Here is a 19,331-nt window from a genome sequence, read left to right on the forward strand (position 1 = left end):
GAATGCCTTTCCCAGCGCGGTTAAGAGTTATTCCTGGACGACCGCCTTCACCAGATTTCGCGGGTTATCGACATCGATTCCGCGAAGAATTGCGCTGAAGTAGGCCAGCAATTGCAGGGGCACCACTTCGAGCACCGACAGTAGATATTCGCTGGCTCTGGGAATGCGGATCACGTTCGCAGTGATGAGGGGAATCTCCACATCGTCTTCCGAGATCAGGGCAAAGATCTCTGCTCCCTGAGTGTGCATGTCTCGAACCAGCTGCAAGGTCTTCTCGTAGCGCAGCATCGAATCCGGATCGTTACCGTCCCGGGTGGCGAGGACGACCAACGGAGCGTTCTTGCCCACCAGCGCATTCGGGCCGTGTTTTAGTTCGCCGGCGGGATATCCTTCCGCCTGCATGTAGGCCGACTCCTTCAGCTTGAGCGCGCCTTCGCGGGCGATTGCATAGTGGATGCCGCGGCCAAGGTAGAGCACCGCACTCGCTCCCCGCATCCGCTCAGCAAAGCCGCTCGCCTGCCGCTCCCACTCGGGAAGCGCACTGCGCAAGGCCTCCCCGACTTCAACGAGCTGCTCGCAAAGCGAGGAGACGGCATGGTTCGTCATGCGGCCCCGCAAGCGCGCCATATAGAGAGTAGTCAGATACAACACGACGAGCTGGGTGGTGAAGCTCTTGGTAGCCGGAATCGCCTTTTCGGTTCCTGCATAGGTAGGCAGCGAGGCGGTCGCCTCTCTCGCCATGGTTGAACCGGCATGGTTGGTGATGGCGACGGTCGAGAGTCCGCGCGCCGTCGCTTCGCGCAGCGCGGCCAACGTGTCCGCCGTCTCGCCAGACTGCGAGACCACGATCACCCCGGGCGACTGCAGTGTGTGCGTCGATCGGTAGCAATATTCGCTCGCATATTCGACGTCTACAGTGAGTCCAGCGAGGTCTTCAAGCATGATTTCGGCGGCCAGCCCAGCATGCCGGCTGGAACCGCTGGCGGCGATAACGATGCGTTCGTGGCCGCGGAGGGCCTCCGCCAGCGCCTTGAAGGGCTCCGGATTGAGGCTTTCATTCAGCATGTAATGACGCAGCGTCGCTGCGATCGCGTCCGGCTGCTCGTAGATTTCCCGGAGCATGGAATGCGCAAAGACCCTGTCTTCCAAGACAGTTTCGACCATCGGAATTCTCCACCATTCAGCCAGGGACCAGATCCGGCGCCCAAGGATCGAGCATGAGTCTAGCTGATTTCTATTGTGACGTTTTAATAAGTCTCGTCTTAGGATAAATGGCCGGTCGCATATTCGATAGCTTCCTCAGCAGCGACCCTCTTTAGAGGATCACCCTGCGTAGAAATCCTTTTATGCCGAGCGCCCAGAGCAGTGCTAGAGAGATCAACAAAGCAAGCACGATCAAAGGAGCCGGCATGTGAGGTACGGAAGGCGTCAGCGCCGCTCTCAGTCCTTCACTCATATACACGATCGGATTTACCAAGACGAGAATTTGCAGCCAGCGCACATGGTTCAGAAAAGCCCAAGGGTAGTAGACGCAGCCGAGGAAAGTAATCGGAATGACGACGATCGAGAAGATCAGTCCGATCTGCTGCGGTTTGACATTGGAGCCGATCGCCAACCCTAAAGCGCCGGAGGTCAGACTGGCCAGCAATAACACTACGATCAGCAGCAGCCAATTGGAGACATGAACATGGACCGGCGTCGAGGGCACGAGGTACGCCAATGGAATAATCAGGAGCGCAGCGATGATGCTTTGGAGCGCGCTGAAGCAGACTTTTTCAATAGCGACGGCCGCTACCGGCAACGGGCACATGACCCGGTCATCAATCTCCCGGGTCACTCCGAACTCCGAAGCCAGGGGGAGCGCAACCCCGGCGATGCCGCTGAACATGATGGCAACCGCCATCAAGCCCGGCAGCAGGATGGTCGCGAAGTTCGGTCCAGCGCCAGTCGCCATGGGATTGCTGGTATTCATGTGCGGAAAGACATAGGTGAATACGAAGAGAAACAGCAAGGGCTGCATGCCGACGCGGAGGATGAACGGAGCGAGTTCACGGCTCAACACCCGAAGATCGCGCAGAAATAATCCGGAGAATGCTTCGATGAAGATCCCTCTGCCACCCTTGGTTAAGATCGCAGTCTGAGTTGCGCTACTCACGAAGGTCCCTTCCTGTCAGCCCGATGAATACTGTTTCGAGGCTAGGCTCGCTGATCGAAATGTCCCGCACCCCGAAGGCCTGAGCCGACTGCACCACTTCGGCCAAAACGCCGTCGGTGGTTTTCGCAAAAACACGAATGCCTTCCGGGGTTATCTCTGCGCTTTGCACATTGGGAAGCTGCTGGAACTGCTGCACCAGCAGCGACAAACCCTCGTGGCGGCGTAGTTTCAGCTCGAAACGCGTCTGCGCGCCGAGCCTGGTTTTCAGCTGCTCTGGAGTATCCAGGGCGAGAATCTTGCCGTGATCGACGATCGCTACCCGGTCACATAGTTCATCGGCTTCTTCCATGTAGTGGGTCGTTAACACCACCGTGATTCCCTGCCCGCGGAGAGCCTCGACCGCCTCCCACATGGCGATGCGGCTCTGCGGGTCGAGGCCGGCGCTGGGTTCGTCGAGAAACAGCACGGCGGGTCGATGCGCAATCGCCCGGGCAATCTGTACCCGCTGCTGCAAACCTCCCGAAAGCTGATTGGGAAAGCTTTTGCCGCGCTCCTGCAGCAGAAACTGCTGCAGGAGTTCGTCGGCGCGCGCCTTGGCATCGCTACTGCTAAATCCGAAATAGCGGCAATGGAAGTAGAGGTTTTCAAAGACGCTCAACGCCCGGTCAAGGGTGTTGTATTGCGGCACGACGCCGATGTTGCGCCGCGCCAGCGCCGGCTGATCGACAACATCCGTGCCAGCAATCCGGACTACCCCGGACGTGGGGCGGGCCCGCGTCGTACAGATGCTGATGGTGGTTGTCTTTCCTGCGCCGTTCGGGCCCAGCAAACCGAAGATCTCACCCCGGTTGACCAAAAGATCGATGCCGTTGACCGCGACTACACGCTGCTTATCTTCATAAACCTTGGTCAGACCGGAGATCTCAACGATCACTGGGGCATCCTTCAGGCGAGGCAAAGAGAACTTCTACAGGTTGGATTATACGGGGCAGCGGGAGCTACCCTCTCATGGCATCGAAAGCCGCTCCCACTGCCTCGCTCGCGGAAAATATATCGAAGATCGATCTGAATGCCTTAGCTGCCTACCTTGATGACGATCTTTCCCACATGAGAAGCATGTTCGATGGCGTGGAATGCGGAGCGGGCGTCCTCGAATTCGAAGACGGAGTCAACGACCGGCTTAAGCCCGTTTTGCTCGATAGCGCGGTTCATGGCCAGGAAGTGCGCCTTCGAACCTACGTAAATCCCGTGCACCTGGACCTGTTTGTGCAGGATGGGAGCGATCTGCAGAGGCTCCGACGATTGCGAGAGAACACCGATTTGCGCAACCATCCCTCCGATCCTCAATGCCTTCAGCGATTGCGCGAAGGTACCCGACCCGCCCACTTCAACAACTAAGTCGGCACCTTCCCCGTTGGTCTGCCGTCGAATCCAGTCGGCCCAGTCAGCCTGGGTTTTGTAGTTCACCCCGGCATCCAGGCCGAGCATCTTCGCGCGTACAAGTTTTTCATCGCTGCTTGACGTTCCTAACACCCTCGCTCCGAGCAGCTTGGCGAATTGCAAGGCAAAGATGGAGACGCCGCCGGTTCCCTGAATGACAACGGTATCGCCTGGCTTGATGCTACCTTTGGTGACCACCGCGTTCCATGCCGTGACGCCGGCGCACGGCAGAGTCGCTGCTTCCTCATAAGAGAGCTGTGGCGGAATTCCCACAACTCCGCTGGCATCGAGCAACACGAACTCTGCCAGCATTCCATCCACGTCGCCGCCCAGGGCTGCGAGCTGCTTTGCCGCCGAAGGCGGCCCGTCCAGCCACCGCTGCATGAAAATCCCGGCCACCCGATCGCCAGGTTTCACGTCGGAGACGGCTTCGCCGACCTCGACTATCTCGCCACTGCCGTCCGAACACGGAATGCGAGGCATTGCCAGTCGAGGGTCATACAGACCGGTGACCATCCTGAGGTCCCGGTAGTTCAGTGAGACTGCTTTGACCCGGACCACGACTTGGCCCGGTCCTGCCTTGGGGATCGGCGAGTCAAACACCTCGAGGTTGTCGATCCCAAAAGAGGAAATTCTCCAGCTCTTCAATATGCACTCCTATAGACAAACTGCTTACTTTACCTCAACACTGAGAACGTTGTCCAAAACTCGCCGCCCAAGCCTGTTCCGCAGTACGATAAAGGTATGGCTAGAGGTTGGGAGAGCAAATCCGTGGAGGAGCAAATGTCGGTTCACGACGAACACCCCGCTTCGCAGACCGCGAAGAATAAGGCGATCGGCGATTTGGCAAAAAAGCGCGACCTTCAGGCGTTAGAGTTGCAACGGGAACGGATTCTTTCAGAACGAACATCGAGTCCCCACCGTCGCGCAGCCCTGCAAGCCGCCCTCAGCGATATCGAAGCAAGGTTGACTTCTTTCAATTAAACGGAACGAACTGGTGGGCATTGACCTTGCCTATCCGGTCTTTCGGTTGAAGAGTAAGGAGTTTGCTTGATCGACTGGCGTGAGCAGAATTCGCGCTATGTTGACATGGGCCGGACGAGTGACCGCCCATAGGATGGCGTCTGCAATGTCTTCAGGCTTGAGGGGAGTCACGCCCTCGTAGACCTGGGCGGCGCGCTTCGTGTCTCCGCGAAAACGAACCTCGCTGAAGGGCGTCTCGACCATGCCCGGATCGACGCTGGTCACGCGCAATGGAGTGCCGAGCACGTCCTGCCGCAAGCCATCATTGATGGCTCGCTCTGCGGCTTTTGTCGCACAATAAACCGCGCCTTTGGGATAGGTCATCTCGCCAGCCGTCGAGCCGAGATTGACGACGTGGCCGGTACCCCGTTCGATCATGCCAGGTACAACCGCGCGCGTCACGTATAGCAGCCCTTTGACGTTGGTGTCGATCATCTCGTCCCAATCCTCAGGCTTACCCTCCTGGAGCTTGTCGAGCCCGCGGCTCAGGCCGGCGTTGTTGATCAGCACATCGATGGCCTGCCACTCGGATGGAAGTCCTGCGATGCTCGACTCGACCTTAGGCCCCTCTCGAACATCGAGTTCCAGAAGGTGAACCTCGAGTGCACCCGCGTTGAGCAACTCCGGCTGCAGCGCCTGCAACCGGTCCATTCGCCGTGCCGCGAGCAGCAGACGCGCCCCTTCGCCGGCGAATGCCCGGGCGCAAGCCGCGCCAATCCCTGAGCTGGCGCCGGTAATGAAGACTGTCTTCCCTTGCACCGTAAATTTTCCTTCGCTTGCCAATGTTCTACGTCCTCATTTTTGGGTTTGCGTATTAGAGTTCTTCGCCAGCTCGTAGAGCCCCGCCGCCCAATCGCGCTCTTTGAGACCGGCCTCTGCGGCCTTAGCCAGGTTAGCAGCGAAACGATCGGCGAGCGGTGTCTGCACACCGGCGGATTGGGCGGCATGGCGAAACAGATTCATATCCTTCGCGCCGAGGCCGATCGTCGCGCCAGGCTTGTCCGGCGGATTCAGCATCACCTTGCCGTAAGCCTCGTAGAGGGGCGACCGGAAGAGTGCGCTGTTCACGCTCTCAAGAAACGTTTCCGGATCGATGCCCTGGGCGCCGGCAAATACTAACGCTTCGCTCAGCGACTCGATCATGGCGGTAATCAGGAAATTCCCGCCTATCTTAAGAGCGTGAGCCCGCCATGGCTCCTCGGAGACGATGGTCAGACCCCTGCTGATGCTTTCGAGGAGCGGCCGGACGCGTGCTACCGATTCTTCCCTCCCAGCGACGACGATCCAGAGCTTGCCCTCGGCGGCGACGTTCGGACGACCGAAGACCGGCGCTGCGACGAACTCACTCTGGCTGCGGTTATGCTCCGCAGCCAGGCGTTGCGAAAGCTTCACGCTGATCGTGCTCAGCGAAACATGGATTGCTCCAGTTCGCATTGCGGAGAGGAATCCGGGAGATGCGTCCCCGCCGAAGACGACCGACTCCATAGATTGATCGTCGTTCAACATCGTAAAGACTACGTCCGCTTCCTTTACCGCTCCCTCTAGACTTTCCGCGAGTGTGGCCCCCTCCGCGATCAACTCAGCGGTCCTCCCGGGCGTCCGGTTCCATATGACCAGATCGGGGTTAGAACGCAGCAAGAGCTTCGCGATGGGCAGTCCCATCTTGCCTAAGCCTAGAAAAGCAATTCTCATTTCCTACTCTCAATTGGATACAGCAGTTCTACTGCGAAGACGTGGAATAAAGCATGAAGAGCCAAAACATCCACGAGAATAATCATCAGGAGCCGAAGATCTGAGAAGCCTTTACTCAGAAGTCTGGGAAGGCTGAAGACCTCCCCAGACAATGAGCCAGGAGATACTACGCGGAGTTTATTGGTTGGGAGGGTTCGAGACCCCGGTACTTTGCGCTGGCTGGGGGGCAGGGGTCGCTTGCGGCTGCGCCTGGGCGCTTGGCGCAGACTCCTGAACCCCGATCGAATTCCCGGAAACCACAAGCTGAACTCGACGGTTTTCGGCGCGGCCCTGGTTGGTGGAGTTGTCGGCCACCGGATCGCTCTTGCCATAACCCGTCGAGCTGATGTTGTTCGAGCTCACTCCTTGGGAGGTCAGATAATCGCGGACGGCATCGGCGCGCTGTTGCGAGAGCTTCTGGTTGTAATCGTCGGACCCGACGTTGTCCGTGTACCCTTCCACCTGAAGCTGCAGGTTAGGGTAAGCCAGTAGAATGCCCGAGACCTTCGCCAGCTTCTCCCGCGCCTCGGGTTGGAGGTTGTACTGATTGAACCCGAAGAGAACGTCCGACATGTTGACAATCAGACCGCGGGCGGTCTCGCGAGTCTGCAAGACCTGATTGAGCTGGTCCTTCAACCGCTCTCGCATTTGTTCGGTCTGTTGGCTGGCTTGCTGTGCGCTTTGCTCGGCCTGACGCTGGGCCGCCTGGGCTTGAGCAGCCTGGGCCTGGGCGCGGGCCGCGTCAGCATCCGCCTGCGCTCGCCTTAGAGCCTGCTGATCGGCTGCCTGTTGAGCGGCAAACGCTGCCTGCTGGGCGGCTTCCTTCGCCTCCTGGGCCTGCTGCTTGTCCTCTTCCTGTTTCTTGCGAATGGTGATGATGCGCGCATCCTCGGCGCCCTGCACCGCCTCGCGGGCATAGGTGATCTGCTCCTTGCGCGCACTCTTCTTGGAAATGTCTTGAGCGTTGGTCAGATCCTGCTGGGCCTTCTGAAAGGCTTCAGGAGCGTATTTGTCAGCGCCGTTTGCCTGGGCTATCTGGACTGCGTTGATTGCTTCGTAGAGTTCTAGAGGGGATTTGTCATCCCGGGTGATCGGATGAAGCACGGCATGCTGCCCCGCGGTTTGCACATAGGCGCCGCGTGGAAGCAAGGTCGCATGCGCATTCACTTGTTCGATAATCCCTTGAGTCCGGTCGGGCAGAACAAAATTCTGCATAACGACCAGGTCACTCGGCATCGTGACCGCAAAATAAGGTTCCGCGGTGATGATGAGGCCGTAGGCCTGCAGATCGGTAGTCACGGTTATCTGGGTCTTGCTTCCTTGCGGCAACACCTCACCGAGATTGATGGGACGGCCATCGGGCGTGATTGCCCATAACACATAGGTCAGATACTCCTGGCCAAAACTGTTCGCCGGCACCAGTCCCTCGAGTTTTGCGTCGATGGTCATGCGTCCGCGCTCGCTCTTGACGCTAGCTTCGCCTTTTCCTTGTGAAAGAAGACTGGTTCCCTGGAAGCCGATCCTGGTCGAACCGCTGCGGTGAAAGTAGTTGATGGCGGGAATGTCGCGGCCAACCACTTCAACTCGATAGACAGGAACTCCGTCGCGCATCTGCGCTTGGGGCTGCTGCGTAGCCGAAGGCTGCTGGGCGGTTGGATTCATCTCCTGCGCGCGAGCCGAGCCAAGGACACTCACAGTGAAAAGAAAGGCAGTTGTTGCTGAACTTATTCTCATGCTAGATCGCTTTCCCATGCTAGAACGCTCCTTACAGCAGCAAACCGTACGCCGATGCGCACACCGAATTCAGCCGCTACAGCTTGTTAGGATGCGCCAACTGGAAGCTGGGGCTCAAGGAAGGCGGTAATTTGTCGGTATGTCCTTTTAGGATCAGGGGCTTACAAGATGATTCGCGAGCGCGAACAAGGCCAATTCAAGACGCGTGGAGACCCCAACTTTGTCGAAGATATTGGAGAGATGGCGCTTCACCGTTTCTTCACTGAGACCGAATTGCGTGGCGACGTCGCGATTGGTGCATCCATCGACGATGCAACGGAGAACTTCGACTTCGCGGCGGGTAAGTCCGTACGACTTCTGTTCCGGAGAGGCTTGTTCATGCACCAGCTGATGCAGTGAATTTACTAACCCCTCGACACGTTCTTGTCCAAGCCAGTACCCCCCGTCTGAGACACAGCGGATCGCAGGCTCCAGGCTCTCGTCAAGCCCTTCGTGTAGAACGATACCTCTCGCTCCAATCTGCAGCGCCTCGATGATGTGCTGGGCTCGAATGGTCCGGTTGAGCAACAGGATCTTGATCTTCGGCCAGCCGCTCATAATCGCGCGCATGGCTTCCAGGCCGGGAAGTCGCGGCATCGTGAGGTCGAGCAGCACGATATCAGGCAACAGATCGAGGGTCTCTGTAATTGCCTCGTCGCCATCCTCGACCTCGCCGACAACCTTGATACGCTCATCCGCTCCCAGAAGATTGCGGACACCAATCCGAACCAAAGGATGGCTGTCGGCAATCAATATGCTCACTTCATCCGACATCGAGCTATCCCCATTTCCAACAACCCCGTATTGTGCCACACATTCAAAAGATGGGCAGCCCCCGATCCAGCTATCAGCCGTCCAAGGCTTTGTCCGTGCTTTTCTTCACCCTCTACAGACTGTACATTTCTCCAATGGATTCCGATCGATCCGAAGCCGCGACCGATGATTGGCGGGATGAACTGGCGGCGCTCAGGCGGCGGGTAGAAGTTCTTGAAGAAAGACTAGGCGACTCAGGCAGGGCGCCAAGCCTCGAATCTCAAGCCAACCATCAGAAAGATGGCGGTCTGCCCGATTTGGATTCGAAACGCGCACCGACTACATATCAGGGCGATGCGCCGGCGGCGTTGCCTCACGAAGCCTCGGAGAAGCAGCAGGCGAAGGCTCCCGCCGACGCCAAACGAAATCACCCATCGGCTCTCGAATCGAAGATCGGAGCACTGCTCTTCAATCGGGTCGGCATCTTTGCTGTGCTCGCAGCGGCCGCCTGGTTTCTGAAGCTGGCGATCGATCGGGAATGGATCGGTCCTGGCATCCGCGTTGTCGTCGGTCTGGTGGTTGCGATTGGCCTGTTTCTATGGTCGGAATGGTTTCGCCACAAAAGCTCCCTGCCGTTTTCGTTGACATTGAAGGCGCTGGGATCAGGCATCGCTTATCTATCACTCTGGGCATGCTTTAGCCTCTACCACCTGCTTCCGGCGGCTCCGGTCTTTACCGCGATGGTTGCCGTGACCGTCATGAATGCGGTCCTAGCCTGGCGCCAAAACTCGGAGCTGCTCGCCGCCCTGGCGTTGGCAGGCGGGCTGCTTACCCCCGCCCTGCTGACAAATGGTAGTGATTCCGAGTGGTTCTTATTGTCCTATCTTCTGCTTCTGGATGGCGGAGCACTTCTGCTTATGGCCGTGCGTCCATGGCCGGGGCTTGCGATCGGCGCCTTCATCGGAACTACGATCTACTTTGCTACTTCCTGGCTGCGATTCTTTACTGCCGAGGCGGCGGGGCTTACTGGCGTCTTCATTGCGCTATTCTTTGCTGTCTTCACCGCTGCACCCATGCTCGAGCGGCGGGCGCGATCGGTTCGACTTTTCTCCATTAGCCCCTCCCCTTCTGGCCGGATCTTGTCTGGGTTTCCTATTGCCGTCGGCGTTTGCGCCTTTCTGGAGGCGTATCACCTCTTCTCAAATACCGCTCTGTCAGACTCGACCTCCTGGATTGCGGTCTCGCTTGCGGCGGTCTATACCGGCCTGGTGTTTGCGATGCGGCAGTCGCAGGCGCTTCCGGCGGGTGACACCCTCCTGGCCGTGCATCTTTGCCTCGCCGCCGGCTTTCTTGCGCTCGCCGGCCTCCTGCAGTTCCATGGTTATGGAATCCCACTCTGCTGGATTGCTGAGCTTGTAGTCTTACAAGCTTTGTCGGCCCGCTTCGACGCAGTGCCGCTGGCACGAGTCATGCGCGGCTGCGCGGGCGCCATGCTTTTGCTGTCTTTCGGCGCTCTCCTGCTGCTCGACGGCTACGATCGTCCGTCCGTAGCGACAAGCGCCTTCCTCAACGCACATTTCGGCGCTTATCTCGCCGGATTGGCCGGATACGCGATTGTAGTGGCATTATCCTCGAAGGCCCTTCGATCCGAATCAATCCTCGATGCCTCGGTGTCGCCAAAGGTCCTCTCCCTTACCAGTTGGAAATTTCTGGCTGGCGCATCCGTGATCGCGTTTAACGTTATCGCACTCGCCGCGGTGACTTTGCAGATCAACCTTTACTGGAAGCCAGAGTTGCGCTCGCTCCACCAGAGCGTACATTCCATACATCAGGCAGCCTATGTGGATTTCACCTATAGCGCATGGTTCATGTTCTACGGGGCGGTGTTGATGGCCGCTGGCTTTCTACGACGCAGCGCCTTCTTACGCTGGCAAGCCCTGGTGCTGCTTATTTTCAGTATTGGAAAGGTCTTCCTGGTCGATACGAGCCATCTCAACGAGGGGTACCGGATCTTGAGCTACCTGGGCCTCGGGGTGCTGCTGCTTGCCGTAAGTTTCGTCTACCAGCGCGATCTGCTGGCTCTACGCGGGGATGGAAGCTTACAAAAATCCCATATGTAGACTTTTCCCCGCGGAGCGGTTGCGGTTTCATCTTGCGCCGTCCCGTTGAGACTTAGCGCATGGCTGCTTCGACTTGGCTCAGCCAATCTGGCGGTTTCAGAATTTCGCGCGGCTTCGAACCATCGGCTGGACCGACAATCCCATCCCGCTCCATCATGTCGATCAAGTGAGCAGCCCGCCCGTAGCCAATTCGTAACCGCCGCTGTAGCAGACTGGTCGAGGCCTTGCCGAATTCCAAGACCAGGCGCACACCGTCTTCGTAGAGTTCATCGTTGCCATCGGCATCCTCTCCGCCAGCTTCGAGGTCACGGCCTTTGTCGTCCTTCGGCGCTTCGAGGAAACTCTCTACGTACTCAGCCTGGCCTTGATTCTTCCAGAATTCGACCACCGCGGCAGTCTCTTTCTCGGTAACGAACGGGGCATGGACGCGCTGCACCCGCGAGGTTCCCGGAGGAAGAAAGAGCATGTCGCCGCGCCCCAACAGCGCTTCGGCGCCGTTCGAATCGAGGATCGTCCGCGAATCGACCTTGGTCGCCAAACGGAAGGACATGCGTGTGGGGACGTTGGCCTTGATGAGTCCGGTAATCACATCCACGGATGGCCGCTGGGTGGCGAGGATCAGGTGAATGCCGACAGCGCGGGCCATCTGCGCGAGCCGGGTAATCGCCTCTTCGACATTTGCTTTGTCGAGCATCATCAGGTCGGCGAGTTCGTCGATGATGATGATGATGTAAGGAAGTGGTTCCTGCTCATCGGTATCTTCAAAGAGGCTCGGGGTTCCATTCTCAAAGAGCCGGTTGTATTGATCGATATTGCGGACGCTGCGCGAGGCAAGCAGCTTCAGCCGCCGCTCCATCTCGCGGACTGCATTCTTCAACGCATTGGCGGCCAGCTTCGGCTCGGTGATGATCGGGGTGAAGAGGTGGGGAATCCCTTCATACATTCCCAATTCCACTCGCTTCGGATCGACCAGAATCATGCGCACTTGTTCTGGAGTCGCCTTGTAAAGGATCGACATGATCATCGCGTTGATGGCCACCGACTTGCCACTGCCGGTCGAGCCGGCAATCAAGACGTGGGGCATCGTTGCCAGATCCGCGACCACAATGCGGCCATTGATGTCCTTGCCCATGGCGAGAGCGAGCTTCGATTTGGTATGCAGAAAGACTTCTGATTCGATCACGTCCCGCAGCCAGATGGTCTCCCGCTCCTGGTTTGGCACCTGGATGCCGACCGTGCTCTTGCCTGCCATGCGCTCGATCAGAATGCTCTCGGCACGCATCGCGAGACAAAGATCTTCGGCCAGGCCGGTAACCCGGCTGTATTTGACTCCGGCTTCGGGGCGAAACTCAAACGTGGTCACGACCGGTCCGGGATTGATCTGGACGACCTGCCCGCGCACATCGAATTCGCCGCACTTCTCGACCAGAACTTGCGCCTCCGTGCGCAACACGTCTTCGCGAACCACCTGCGACTCGTCGCTGCGGTGCAGGAGAGTACTTGGCGGCAGCTTGAAGCCGCTGACCGATTTCGGGGTCACTGTCACCGTGCGGGACTCGGCGTCGGCTCGTCCGCCAACTGCGATGTTGCGGGCTTCAAACCTCGGTTCGAGCCTTGGTGCAGGTGGGGGAGCAGCCGGGGCCGGAGGCGCTTCTACTCGCCGCGGCACGATGAGCTGCGGGCGCACCGGAGCGAGAGGTTCTGGCTCCGGGTCGAAGTCATCAACTGACGGTGGCGGCATCTCGTTCCATGCCTCGGCAACCGGAGGCGGTTCAACATACATCTCTGCAAACCCTGCTTGGCGTGTGCCTGGCATTGGCTCCGCGGGTTCGACGATGCGAGCCGGAAGCGCCTCGGACGCTCGCTGCTCCTTTGGCGAAATCTTCCCGGCCTTAGCTGCCGACTTTTCCGCCCTGGCCATCTGCTTGGCGCGGATCGCGTCGGCCTTCACTGCCTCACGTAGTTCCCGCTTGCGTCCCCGCGCCACCTTCCAATTCGCCCAACGATCTCGCCATGCCTGCACAAAGGCGAGGCGTACGGCCAGCCATTCCCTGGCGGTGTTGAAGCTGAAGGTGGTGGAGAGATAGAGCGCAGCGGCAACCATGGCGAGGGCCACGATGCACGCGCCGGGAAAATTCAGGTACTTCACCAAGAGGTCGGCAACCAGGCGTCCGGTGAGACCCTCTATAGGCAGACCGTGCATCCAGTGCAAGTGGCCAGAGATGCGCGCCGCGCTGATTAATCCGAAGATCGCGGGACCGAAGACCAGGATCAGGCCAGCGCCGACCAATTTGGCGATCGGAGATCCAGCCGGCCGCGAGCGGACCCACGAGAGACCGAGCATCCCTAACAGAACAGGAAACCAGAGGGCGGTGACGCCCTCTACCTGCAGCAGCAAGTCGCTGATCGTGGCTCCAACGATGCCGGCCCAGTTTTGGGCTGCATGCGCCCCGGCCGCGCCGGAGGCCGTGTTCAACGAGGGATCAGTCGGTGTATAGGAAAGGGTCGCGAGAAGAAGGAGGCCAGCAGCAACCAGCAACAGCAAGCCTAAAAGCTCGTTGAGCCGACGATTGCGAGTAGGGGCGACAACGAATCTAAGGGTCTTCATGGGAGACGCAACGACACGCTTACCGCAATGCCAGCAGCAGCCAGCGCGGCCCAACGCATCCCGAACCTCCAGAGCAACTTCATTATTTCAGAACCGAAGCGAGTCTAGACGAGGGTTTCGAGATTTGTGGGGCCGGGGAACCGACTTCCAAACTCCAGGGGAGGCGCTTATCCGCCAACTAAATCTGCTCCAAAGACCAGCAGAATGATTCCCAGGATGATCCGATAGATCGCAAACGGCACAAAGCCGTGCTTGCGCACCCAGATCAGAAACCATTCGACCACCCCTAATGCAACGATGAACGAAACGATGAGGCCGATGACAAGGATGATCCAGCCATGAGTCGTGATCACCAGGGGGGCAATGGCGGGTTCACCGGCGATTTGTTTTGGATGAAGAGACTTCAGCAGGTCATAGCCGGTGGCCGCTACCATCACCGGAATGGATACCAGAAAGCTGAACTCGAGTGACGCACCGCGAGTGAGGCCGGCAAGCTGGCCGCTGCTGATCGTCGACATGGAGCGGGACGTGCCGGGAAAGACTGCGGAGAGAACCTGGAAGGCGCCGATCCAGACCGCCTGCCATACGGACATCTGTTCGACGTCCTTCGTCGGAGACTCGCGTCGAGCGCTCCACCAATCGATGGCCCACATGGCGACACCGCCTATCAGGAGCGCCCAGGCGATGACAGTGATACTTTCCAGGTGCTTGCCTATGGTTTTTGCCAGCAGGAATGAAGGGATAGCGGTCACCAGGAAGGCGATGGCAGTCAGCGAAATGGGATGGTTCCAGATTGTCCGGTCGCCGGTCTCGCCTTTAGGAAAGGTGCGGAAGAAATCAATAATCCGTCCTGTGAACAGCGACAAGAGCGCCAAGATCGCGCCTAATTGAATGACCACCGTATACATCTTCCAGTATGGATCGGCCAGGTCCAGATGCAGTAAAGCTTCGGCGATGCGGAGATGGGCTGTAGAACTGACGGGCAGAAATTCGGTTAAGCCTTCTACAGTGCCGAGCAAAACCGAAATCGGATAATCGTTCAAGAAGCCTCCGGAGGTTCCCTGGTCTCACGTCGCTGCGTCATTCGCGGTCGACGCCGTAAATGGGAATACCCTGCTCCAATTTGTATACCAGACCCGCTGCCCGCGGAACGTAATCCGTCTGCGGGTACTTGGTCTGCAACCGGGCTGCTAAGTCCTTCGCATGGACGCGCGCGCCGTCGGCTTTTTTATCCTCGTTGTCGGCGGAATACATATCGGCGGCAGCGGCTTGCCGCCAAGCAGCCTTGTAGAGGGCCTCAGCAGCCTTGGGACTCTCCGGATGGTCATCGGCATATTTGATGTAGAGCTCCGACTCCTTCTCCGGGCATTTCTCAGAGCCTTGCCAGTCGCCACATATCTTGTTGTCGATGAGGTCGTAGGCTGCGAAGTCGGCCCACTTCGTTCCCGGATATTTTTTGATGATCTTTTTCATCTCATCTTCATCGAGTTGCTGGCGAAGGTAATTTTCCTTTTCGTGAGCGGAGGGTCTCGAGAAGGCGTCCTCCTTTTCCAACTGCCAACGAATATCGGCCGAGCGCCAATCAGCCTCCGCCGCATACTTTGACTGTGGAAAAAGCTCGGCCATTCTCCGGTAGAGCAGCCGCGCGTCCTGCGCCGCGCGTTTGGGCGCATGGGCCTCACTGGCCAGCTCTTCCGTATTCGCGGCGATACCAAACAGCACCGCATCGCCGTTTGGAGTGTCGGCGGCGATGACGCCCTTACTGGTTGTCCAGCCGGAGATCGGCGGCGGCGCCGCTTCGGCCCCGAAGACGGGAGCATCCTGGGCGTGCGATTCCTCAACATCGGTGTTCGCAAAGACCCGCAGCCATTGGCCGTTGCGCTCAACGATTACCATTTCGCGCCCCGGTGTAATTGTGGCCAATTTCTCTGAGGTGCTGTCCGCGGAAACGAACAGCAGCGTCTCGCGGATGGCTGTCGCCAGGGTTCCTGCCGGAAGTGGCGGAGGTTTTTTCTCGCTCCACGACGGACTGGTGATTGCAATCATGGCGCAAAGGGTGGCTGCTGAGAATAAAGATCGGTTCTTCATCACGCTCTTGAGACGATCAAGGAATGCCGTACGTTTCTAGCGCCGCACAGCAGGCCGACTCGGTGACGAGCGTGACATACAATCAGAATCATGTCCACTGCGGTACGAATCTCGATCGGTGAATACCTGCAGACGAACTATCGTCCGGATCGCGAGTATATCGATGGCGAGTTCAGGAAGCGCCCGACGACAGCTACTCCGACACTCAGGAACGCGCAGAGGACTACTTCCGCTTGGGTGTATCCACAGTGTGGATCGTAGATCCCAGGACCCGTACTGGGCGGAAGCGCGATAGCCGGGCCTGGATATCTTCGCGGAAGCTTGAGGTCGCGAACAGCCCCATCCATGTCGATTTGGCGGAAATCTTCGCCTGCTTGGAGCAGAGCCAGAAGTTAGGGCAAACTGAGGGAACTCAGATCTCCAGAATCACCGGCATAATTAAAGGCCGCCTGCTGGTGTTCTTCTGGATGAATCGTTTCAGATCGACGCGAACCTTTTCCTTGATGACGCCGTAGTCCGCCTTCTCTTCGGAGCTCGACCCTTCGAGAGTCTTTGAGACAATCTGCCGGGCGTTTTCGATAAGCCCTGCGTCGACGGCAGCGAAGCCTCGAGTCACCACCTCGGGCTGGCTCTCGACCTTCCCGCTCAACTTGTTGATGGTGATGATCGGCAGCACAATCCCGTCTTCGCTGATATGCCGGCGATCGCGGATCACGATGTCCTCGACGACATCGACGTTGGATCCGGAGTCGATGCAGACACGGCCAGCCGTAACTTTGCCGTTTTTGCGTGCTTCTTTGGGCGTGATTTCGAGAACATCGCCATCTTCAATCAGAATGGCCTGTCCGATCACCCCGGTCTCGACGGCCACCTGCGCATGCTTCTTCAAGTGGCGATAATCCCCATGGACAGGAATGAAGAATTTGGGCCGCAGCAGGTTAATCAGCAGCCGCTGCTCCTCCTGGCTGGCGTGCCCGCTTACATGGATCAGCCCCGAAGCGCCGTCATCAAAGATCACATTGGCATCACGGCGGCATAAGTGGTCGATGACTCGATAAATACTTTTCTCGTTGCCGGGAATCACCCGCGAACTCAACACCACGGTGTCACCGGAGACGATGCGGGCGTGTTTGTGATTGTCGACGGCTGCGCGAGAGAGCGCACTCATCGGTTCGCCCTGGGTGCCGCTGATCAGGATCAGCACGTTTTCAGGCGCGTAATCATTGATCTGGCCGGGATTGATCATCAGACCCGGCGGTATATCCAGGTAGCCGAGGTCCTGCGCTATCTCGGAGGATTCAACGATCGATCGCCCGACGACGGCGACCTTGCGGTGGTGCGTCTGGGCCAGATCGAGGGCGATGCGAATGCGGTAAATTGAGGACGAAAAACAGCTAAAAAAGAGCTTTTTCTTCGTCCTGGAGAAGACTTCATCGAGTCGCGGCTTCACTGCCCATTCGCTCGGGGTGTACCCGGGACGATCGACATTGGTCGAGTCCTGAAGCAACGCCAGAACGCCACGTTTGCCATATTCGGCAAAGGTATGAAGGTCGAAGGCCTTGCCATCTGGCGGGGAAAGATCAATCTTGAAATCGCCGGTGTGGACGATGACCCCGACCGGGGTCTCGATTGCCAATGCCACGCAATCGACGAGGCTGTGAGTGACGCGGATCGGCTCTATGGTAAACGGGCCGATGGTGAACTTGGATTTCGGCGCGATCTCGATGAGCTCGGTGCTGTCCAGAAGCTTGTGTTCTTCGAGCTTGCCTTCGACATAGGCGAGAGTGAATTCGGTGCCGTAGACCGGCACGTTCAGTTCAGAGAGGATCCACGGAAGGCCGCCGATGTGGTCTTCATGGCCGTGGGTGAGGATGATTCCGCGGACGCACTGGCGGTTTTCCACCAGATAGGTGATGTCAGGGACGACGATGTCCACGCCGAGCAGCTCGGATTCCGGGAACATCAATCCCGCGTCAATCACGATAATGTCGTCCTGCCAACGAATTGCAAGGCAGTTCATGCCAAATTCGCCCAGGCCGCCGAGCGGAATAATCTTAAGTTTATTTTCTGTCATCGAATCTTCGATCCTAGCACAGCCGGGCGGGGTTCACTTGCTGCCCGGAGGGGACACTGGCTCCGATCAAAGTGCTTGTCCAGAAAGAGAACGCTTTTTCAGGCTCGCCGGATTCAGCGCAGCAAGTCTTCAAGAGCCGAACTCAGCTCGGTCTTCTGATCCCGGTATTTCACGATGACGGGAGTATAGAGGGAGACGCCCCAATCGAGTCCTTTGCCATGAGTTACGGCTCGCGAACCCGGCACCACGACGGCGCCTTCGGGAATGACCAGTGGCCAGTCTCCTTCGGCCCGCAGGACCTCGCCGCGGACGAGATCGTAGACCGGCGTTCCCCGGGTGAGAATCGTCCCGGCAGCGAGCACCGCGCGGCGGCGCACCAGGGTCCCCTCGTAGATGCCGCAGTTGCCGCCGACCAGCACATCCTCCTCAATGATGACCGGAGCGGCATTGATAGGTTCGAGAACACCTCCGACCTGTGCAGCGGCGCTCAGGTGAACTCGTTTGCCGATCTGGGCACAGGATCCGACCAGGGCATGGGAGTCGACCATGGTGCCCTCATCGACATAGGCGCCGGAGTTGACGAACATGGGCGGCATGCAGACGACCCCCGGGGAGACATAGGCGCCAGCTCTTACCGTCGAGCCTCCGGGAACAACGCGCACACCGTCCTCGGCGGCAAACCGGCGCGCCGGAAAGGTGTGCTTGTCCACAAAAGAGAGCGACTCGCAACCGGAGCCGACAAGCGCCCCCAGGCGAAAGCCCAACAGAATCCCCTGCTTGACCCAGCCATTGATTCGCCACCCGAGCGGCGCCTCGGCGTCCGGCTCGGCTGCCCGGACCAGGCCCTTCTCGAGAGCTTCGCGCAATGCCATGAAGGCGTCCATTGCGACCACATCGCCGATCGCAGCGGGACCCAGGGCGAAATGGCGCTCAATCTCGGCTTTCAGAGAGAAGTCCTTCTCAGTCATGCTTCCAAGATATCGCGTTCGGGACGCCGTGGAAGCGCCTTGCTCTAAACTTAGGCTGCATGGCCTCGTCCGTCACAGTTCGTGCCGTCTCAGCGATCGAGGACCTCGAGATTGCTCGCCTCTTGCTGCGGGAATACGCGGCTTATCTCAACCAATCTTTGGGCGAAGAGCACATCTGTCTCTCGAGCTATGAACAGGAACTGGTTGGCTTGCCGGGAGCTTACGCCTCGCCGGCTGGTGTGATCCTGCTCGCCTTTCAAGATGACGAGCCGGCAGGCTGCGTCGCGTTGAAACCGCTCAAACCGGAGCGGGCAATCGAGCGGGAAGAGTCAGCATGCGAGATGAAACGGCTGTGGGTCCGCCCGCAGTTTCGTCGGTTGTCGATCGGGCTGGTGCTTGCGCAGGCGCTGATCCGCTATGCGCAGTCGCGGGGATATACGGCAATGTACCTGGATACCGTGCCGGCCGCGATGCGCTCGGCGAACCGGATGTATCAGGAACTGGGGTTCGTGCCGGTGGAGCGGTATACCACCAATCCTATTCTCGGAGCTCACCCGATGCTGCCGGTTGAGTTCTTTCGGCTGTCGCTTTAGCGGTC

16 protein-coding genes are annotated in these 19,331 nt (G+C 58.6%); 3 read left to right on the top strand and 13 right to left on the bottom strand.

Going from position 1 to position 19,331, the window contains the following annotated elements; all coding sequences use genetic code 11:
- Window positions 1-27 precede the first annotated feature (27 nt).
- From ACPOL_RS05200 to ACPOL_RS05215, 4 genes are all read right to left on the bottom strand, one after another.
- Window positions 28-1,164, bottom strand: coding sequence for an SIS domain-containing protein (locus ACPOL_RS05200; protein ID WP_114206116.1), 1,137 nt, complete (start codon window positions 1,162-1,164; stop codon window positions 28-30).
- Window positions 1,165-1,315: 151 nt separating this feature from the next.
- Entirely contained in the window at window positions 1,316-2,155 is an 840-nt protein-coding gene (locus ACPOL_RS05205; RefSeq protein ID WP_114206117.1) for an ABC transporter permease, read from the bottom strand.
- Window positions 2,148-3,113: an ATP-binding cassette domain-containing protein gene (locus ACPOL_RS05210; RefSeq protein WP_236657248.1), complete on the bottom strand. Its 966-nt coding sequence runs from the start codon at window positions 3,111-3,113 to the stop codon at window positions 2,148-2,150. The genes ACPOL_RS05205 and ACPOL_RS05210 overlap by 8 nt, the downstream gene beginning before the upstream one ends.
- Before the next feature lie 116 nt (window positions 3,114-3,229).
- Window positions 3,230-4,243 carry a zinc-dependent alcohol dehydrogenase family protein gene (locus ACPOL_RS05215; protein ID WP_114206118.1) on the bottom strand — a complete coding sequence of 338 codons (1,014 nt, stop codon included), beginning with the start codon at window positions 4,241-4,243 and terminating at the stop codon, window positions 3,230-3,232.
- 135 nt (window positions 4,244-4,378) lie between these two features.
- Between ACPOL_RS05215 and ACPOL_RS05220 the strand changes: the two genes are divergently transcribed.
- The gene (locus ACPOL_RS05220; RefSeq protein ID WP_114206119.1) at window positions 4,379-4,579 is read left to right on the top strand and encodes a hypothetical protein; all 201 of its coding nucleotides are present in this window, start codon (window positions 4,379-4,381) and stop codon (window positions 4,577-4,579) included.
- A gap of 30 nt (window positions 4,580-4,609) precedes the next feature.
- Here the strand turns inward: ACPOL_RS05220 and ACPOL_RS05225 are convergent, their stop codons facing one another.
- The 4 genes from ACPOL_RS05225 to ACPOL_RS05240 all read right to left on the bottom strand — a co-directional run bounded on the left by ACPOL_RS05225 (window position 4,610) and on the right by ACPOL_RS05240 (window position 8,896).
- Window positions 4,610-5,401, bottom strand: coding sequence for an SDR family oxidoreductase (locus tag ACPOL_RS05225; protein ID WP_114206120.1), 792 nt, complete (start codon window positions 5,399-5,401; stop codon window positions 4,610-4,612).
- Between the two features lie 12 nt (window positions 5,402-5,413).
- Entirely contained in the window at window positions 5,414-6,310 is an 897-nt protein-coding gene (locus tag ACPOL_RS05230; protein WP_114206121.1) for an NAD(P)-dependent oxidoreductase, read from the bottom strand.
- 177 nt (window positions 6,311-6,487) lie between these two features.
- Window positions 6,488-8,083, bottom strand: coding sequence for an OmpA family protein (locus tag ACPOL_RS35415; protein ID WP_114210604.1), 1,596 nt, complete (start codon window positions 8,081-8,083; stop codon window positions 6,488-6,490).
- Between the two features lie 153 nt (window positions 8,084-8,236).
- Entirely contained in the window at window positions 8,237-8,896 is a 660-nt protein-coding gene (locus tag ACPOL_RS05240; protein WP_114206122.1) for a response regulator transcription factor, read from the bottom strand.
- A 134-nt stretch (window positions 8,897-9,030) separates the two neighbouring features.
- Here ACPOL_RS05240 and ACPOL_RS05245 point away from each other — a divergent pair, with 134 nt between their 5' ends.
- A complete protein-coding gene (locus ACPOL_RS05245; protein ID WP_236657249.1) occupies window positions 9,031-10,995 on the top strand; it encodes a DUF2339 domain-containing protein in 1,965 nt (654 codons plus the stop codon).
- Window positions 10,996-11,047: 52 nt separating this feature from the next.
- Here ACPOL_RS05245 and ACPOL_RS05250 read toward each other — a convergent pair whose 3' ends face one another.
- The 5 genes from ACPOL_RS05250 to ACPOL_RS05270 form a co-directional block, all read right to left on the bottom strand.
- Window positions 11,048-13,603: a DNA translocase FtsK gene (locus ACPOL_RS05250; protein WP_114206124.1), complete on the bottom strand. Its 2,556-nt coding sequence runs from the start codon at window positions 13,601-13,603 to the stop codon at window positions 11,048-11,050.
- A 167-nt stretch (window positions 13,604-13,770) separates the two neighbouring features.
- Window positions 13,771-14,646: an undecaprenyl-diphosphate phosphatase gene (locus ACPOL_RS05255; RefSeq protein WP_114206125.1), complete on the bottom strand. Its 876-nt coding sequence runs from the start codon at window positions 14,644-14,646 to the stop codon at window positions 13,771-13,773.
- A gap of 37 nt (window positions 14,647-14,683) precedes the next feature.
- Window positions 14,684-15,691, bottom strand: a complete 1,008-nt coding sequence (locus ACPOL_RS05260; RefSeq protein ID WP_114206126.1) for a tetratricopeptide repeat protein — start codon at window positions 15,689-15,691, stop codon at window positions 14,684-14,686.
- A gap of 412 nt (window positions 15,692-16,103) precedes the next feature.
- Entirely contained in the window at window positions 16,104-17,765 is a 1,662-nt protein-coding gene (locus tag ACPOL_RS05265) for a ribonuclease J (protein ID WP_114206127.1), read from the bottom strand.
- Between the two features lie 113 nt (window positions 17,766-17,878).
- Window positions 17,879-18,733, bottom strand: coding sequence for a 2,3,4,5-tetrahydropyridine-2,6-dicarboxylate N-succinyltransferase (locus ACPOL_RS05270; RefSeq protein ID WP_114206128.1), 855 nt, complete (start codon window positions 18,731-18,733; stop codon window positions 17,879-17,881).
- A gap of 59 nt (window positions 18,734-18,792) precedes the next feature.
- Between ACPOL_RS05270 and ACPOL_RS05275 the strand changes: the two genes are divergently transcribed.
- On the top strand, window positions 18,793-19,326 hold the full coding sequence (locus ACPOL_RS05275; protein WP_114206129.1) for a GNAT family N-acetyltransferase: 534 nt from the start codon (window positions 18,793-18,795) through the stop codon (window positions 19,324-19,326).
- Window positions 19,327-19,331: the final 5 nt, after the last annotated feature.

It is taken from the genome of Acidisarcina polymorpha (assembly GCF_003330725.1).
In the GTDB taxonomy this organism is placed as follows: domain Bacteria; phylum Acidobacteriota; class Terriglobia; order Terriglobales; family Acidobacteriaceae; genus Acidisarcina; species Acidisarcina polymorpha.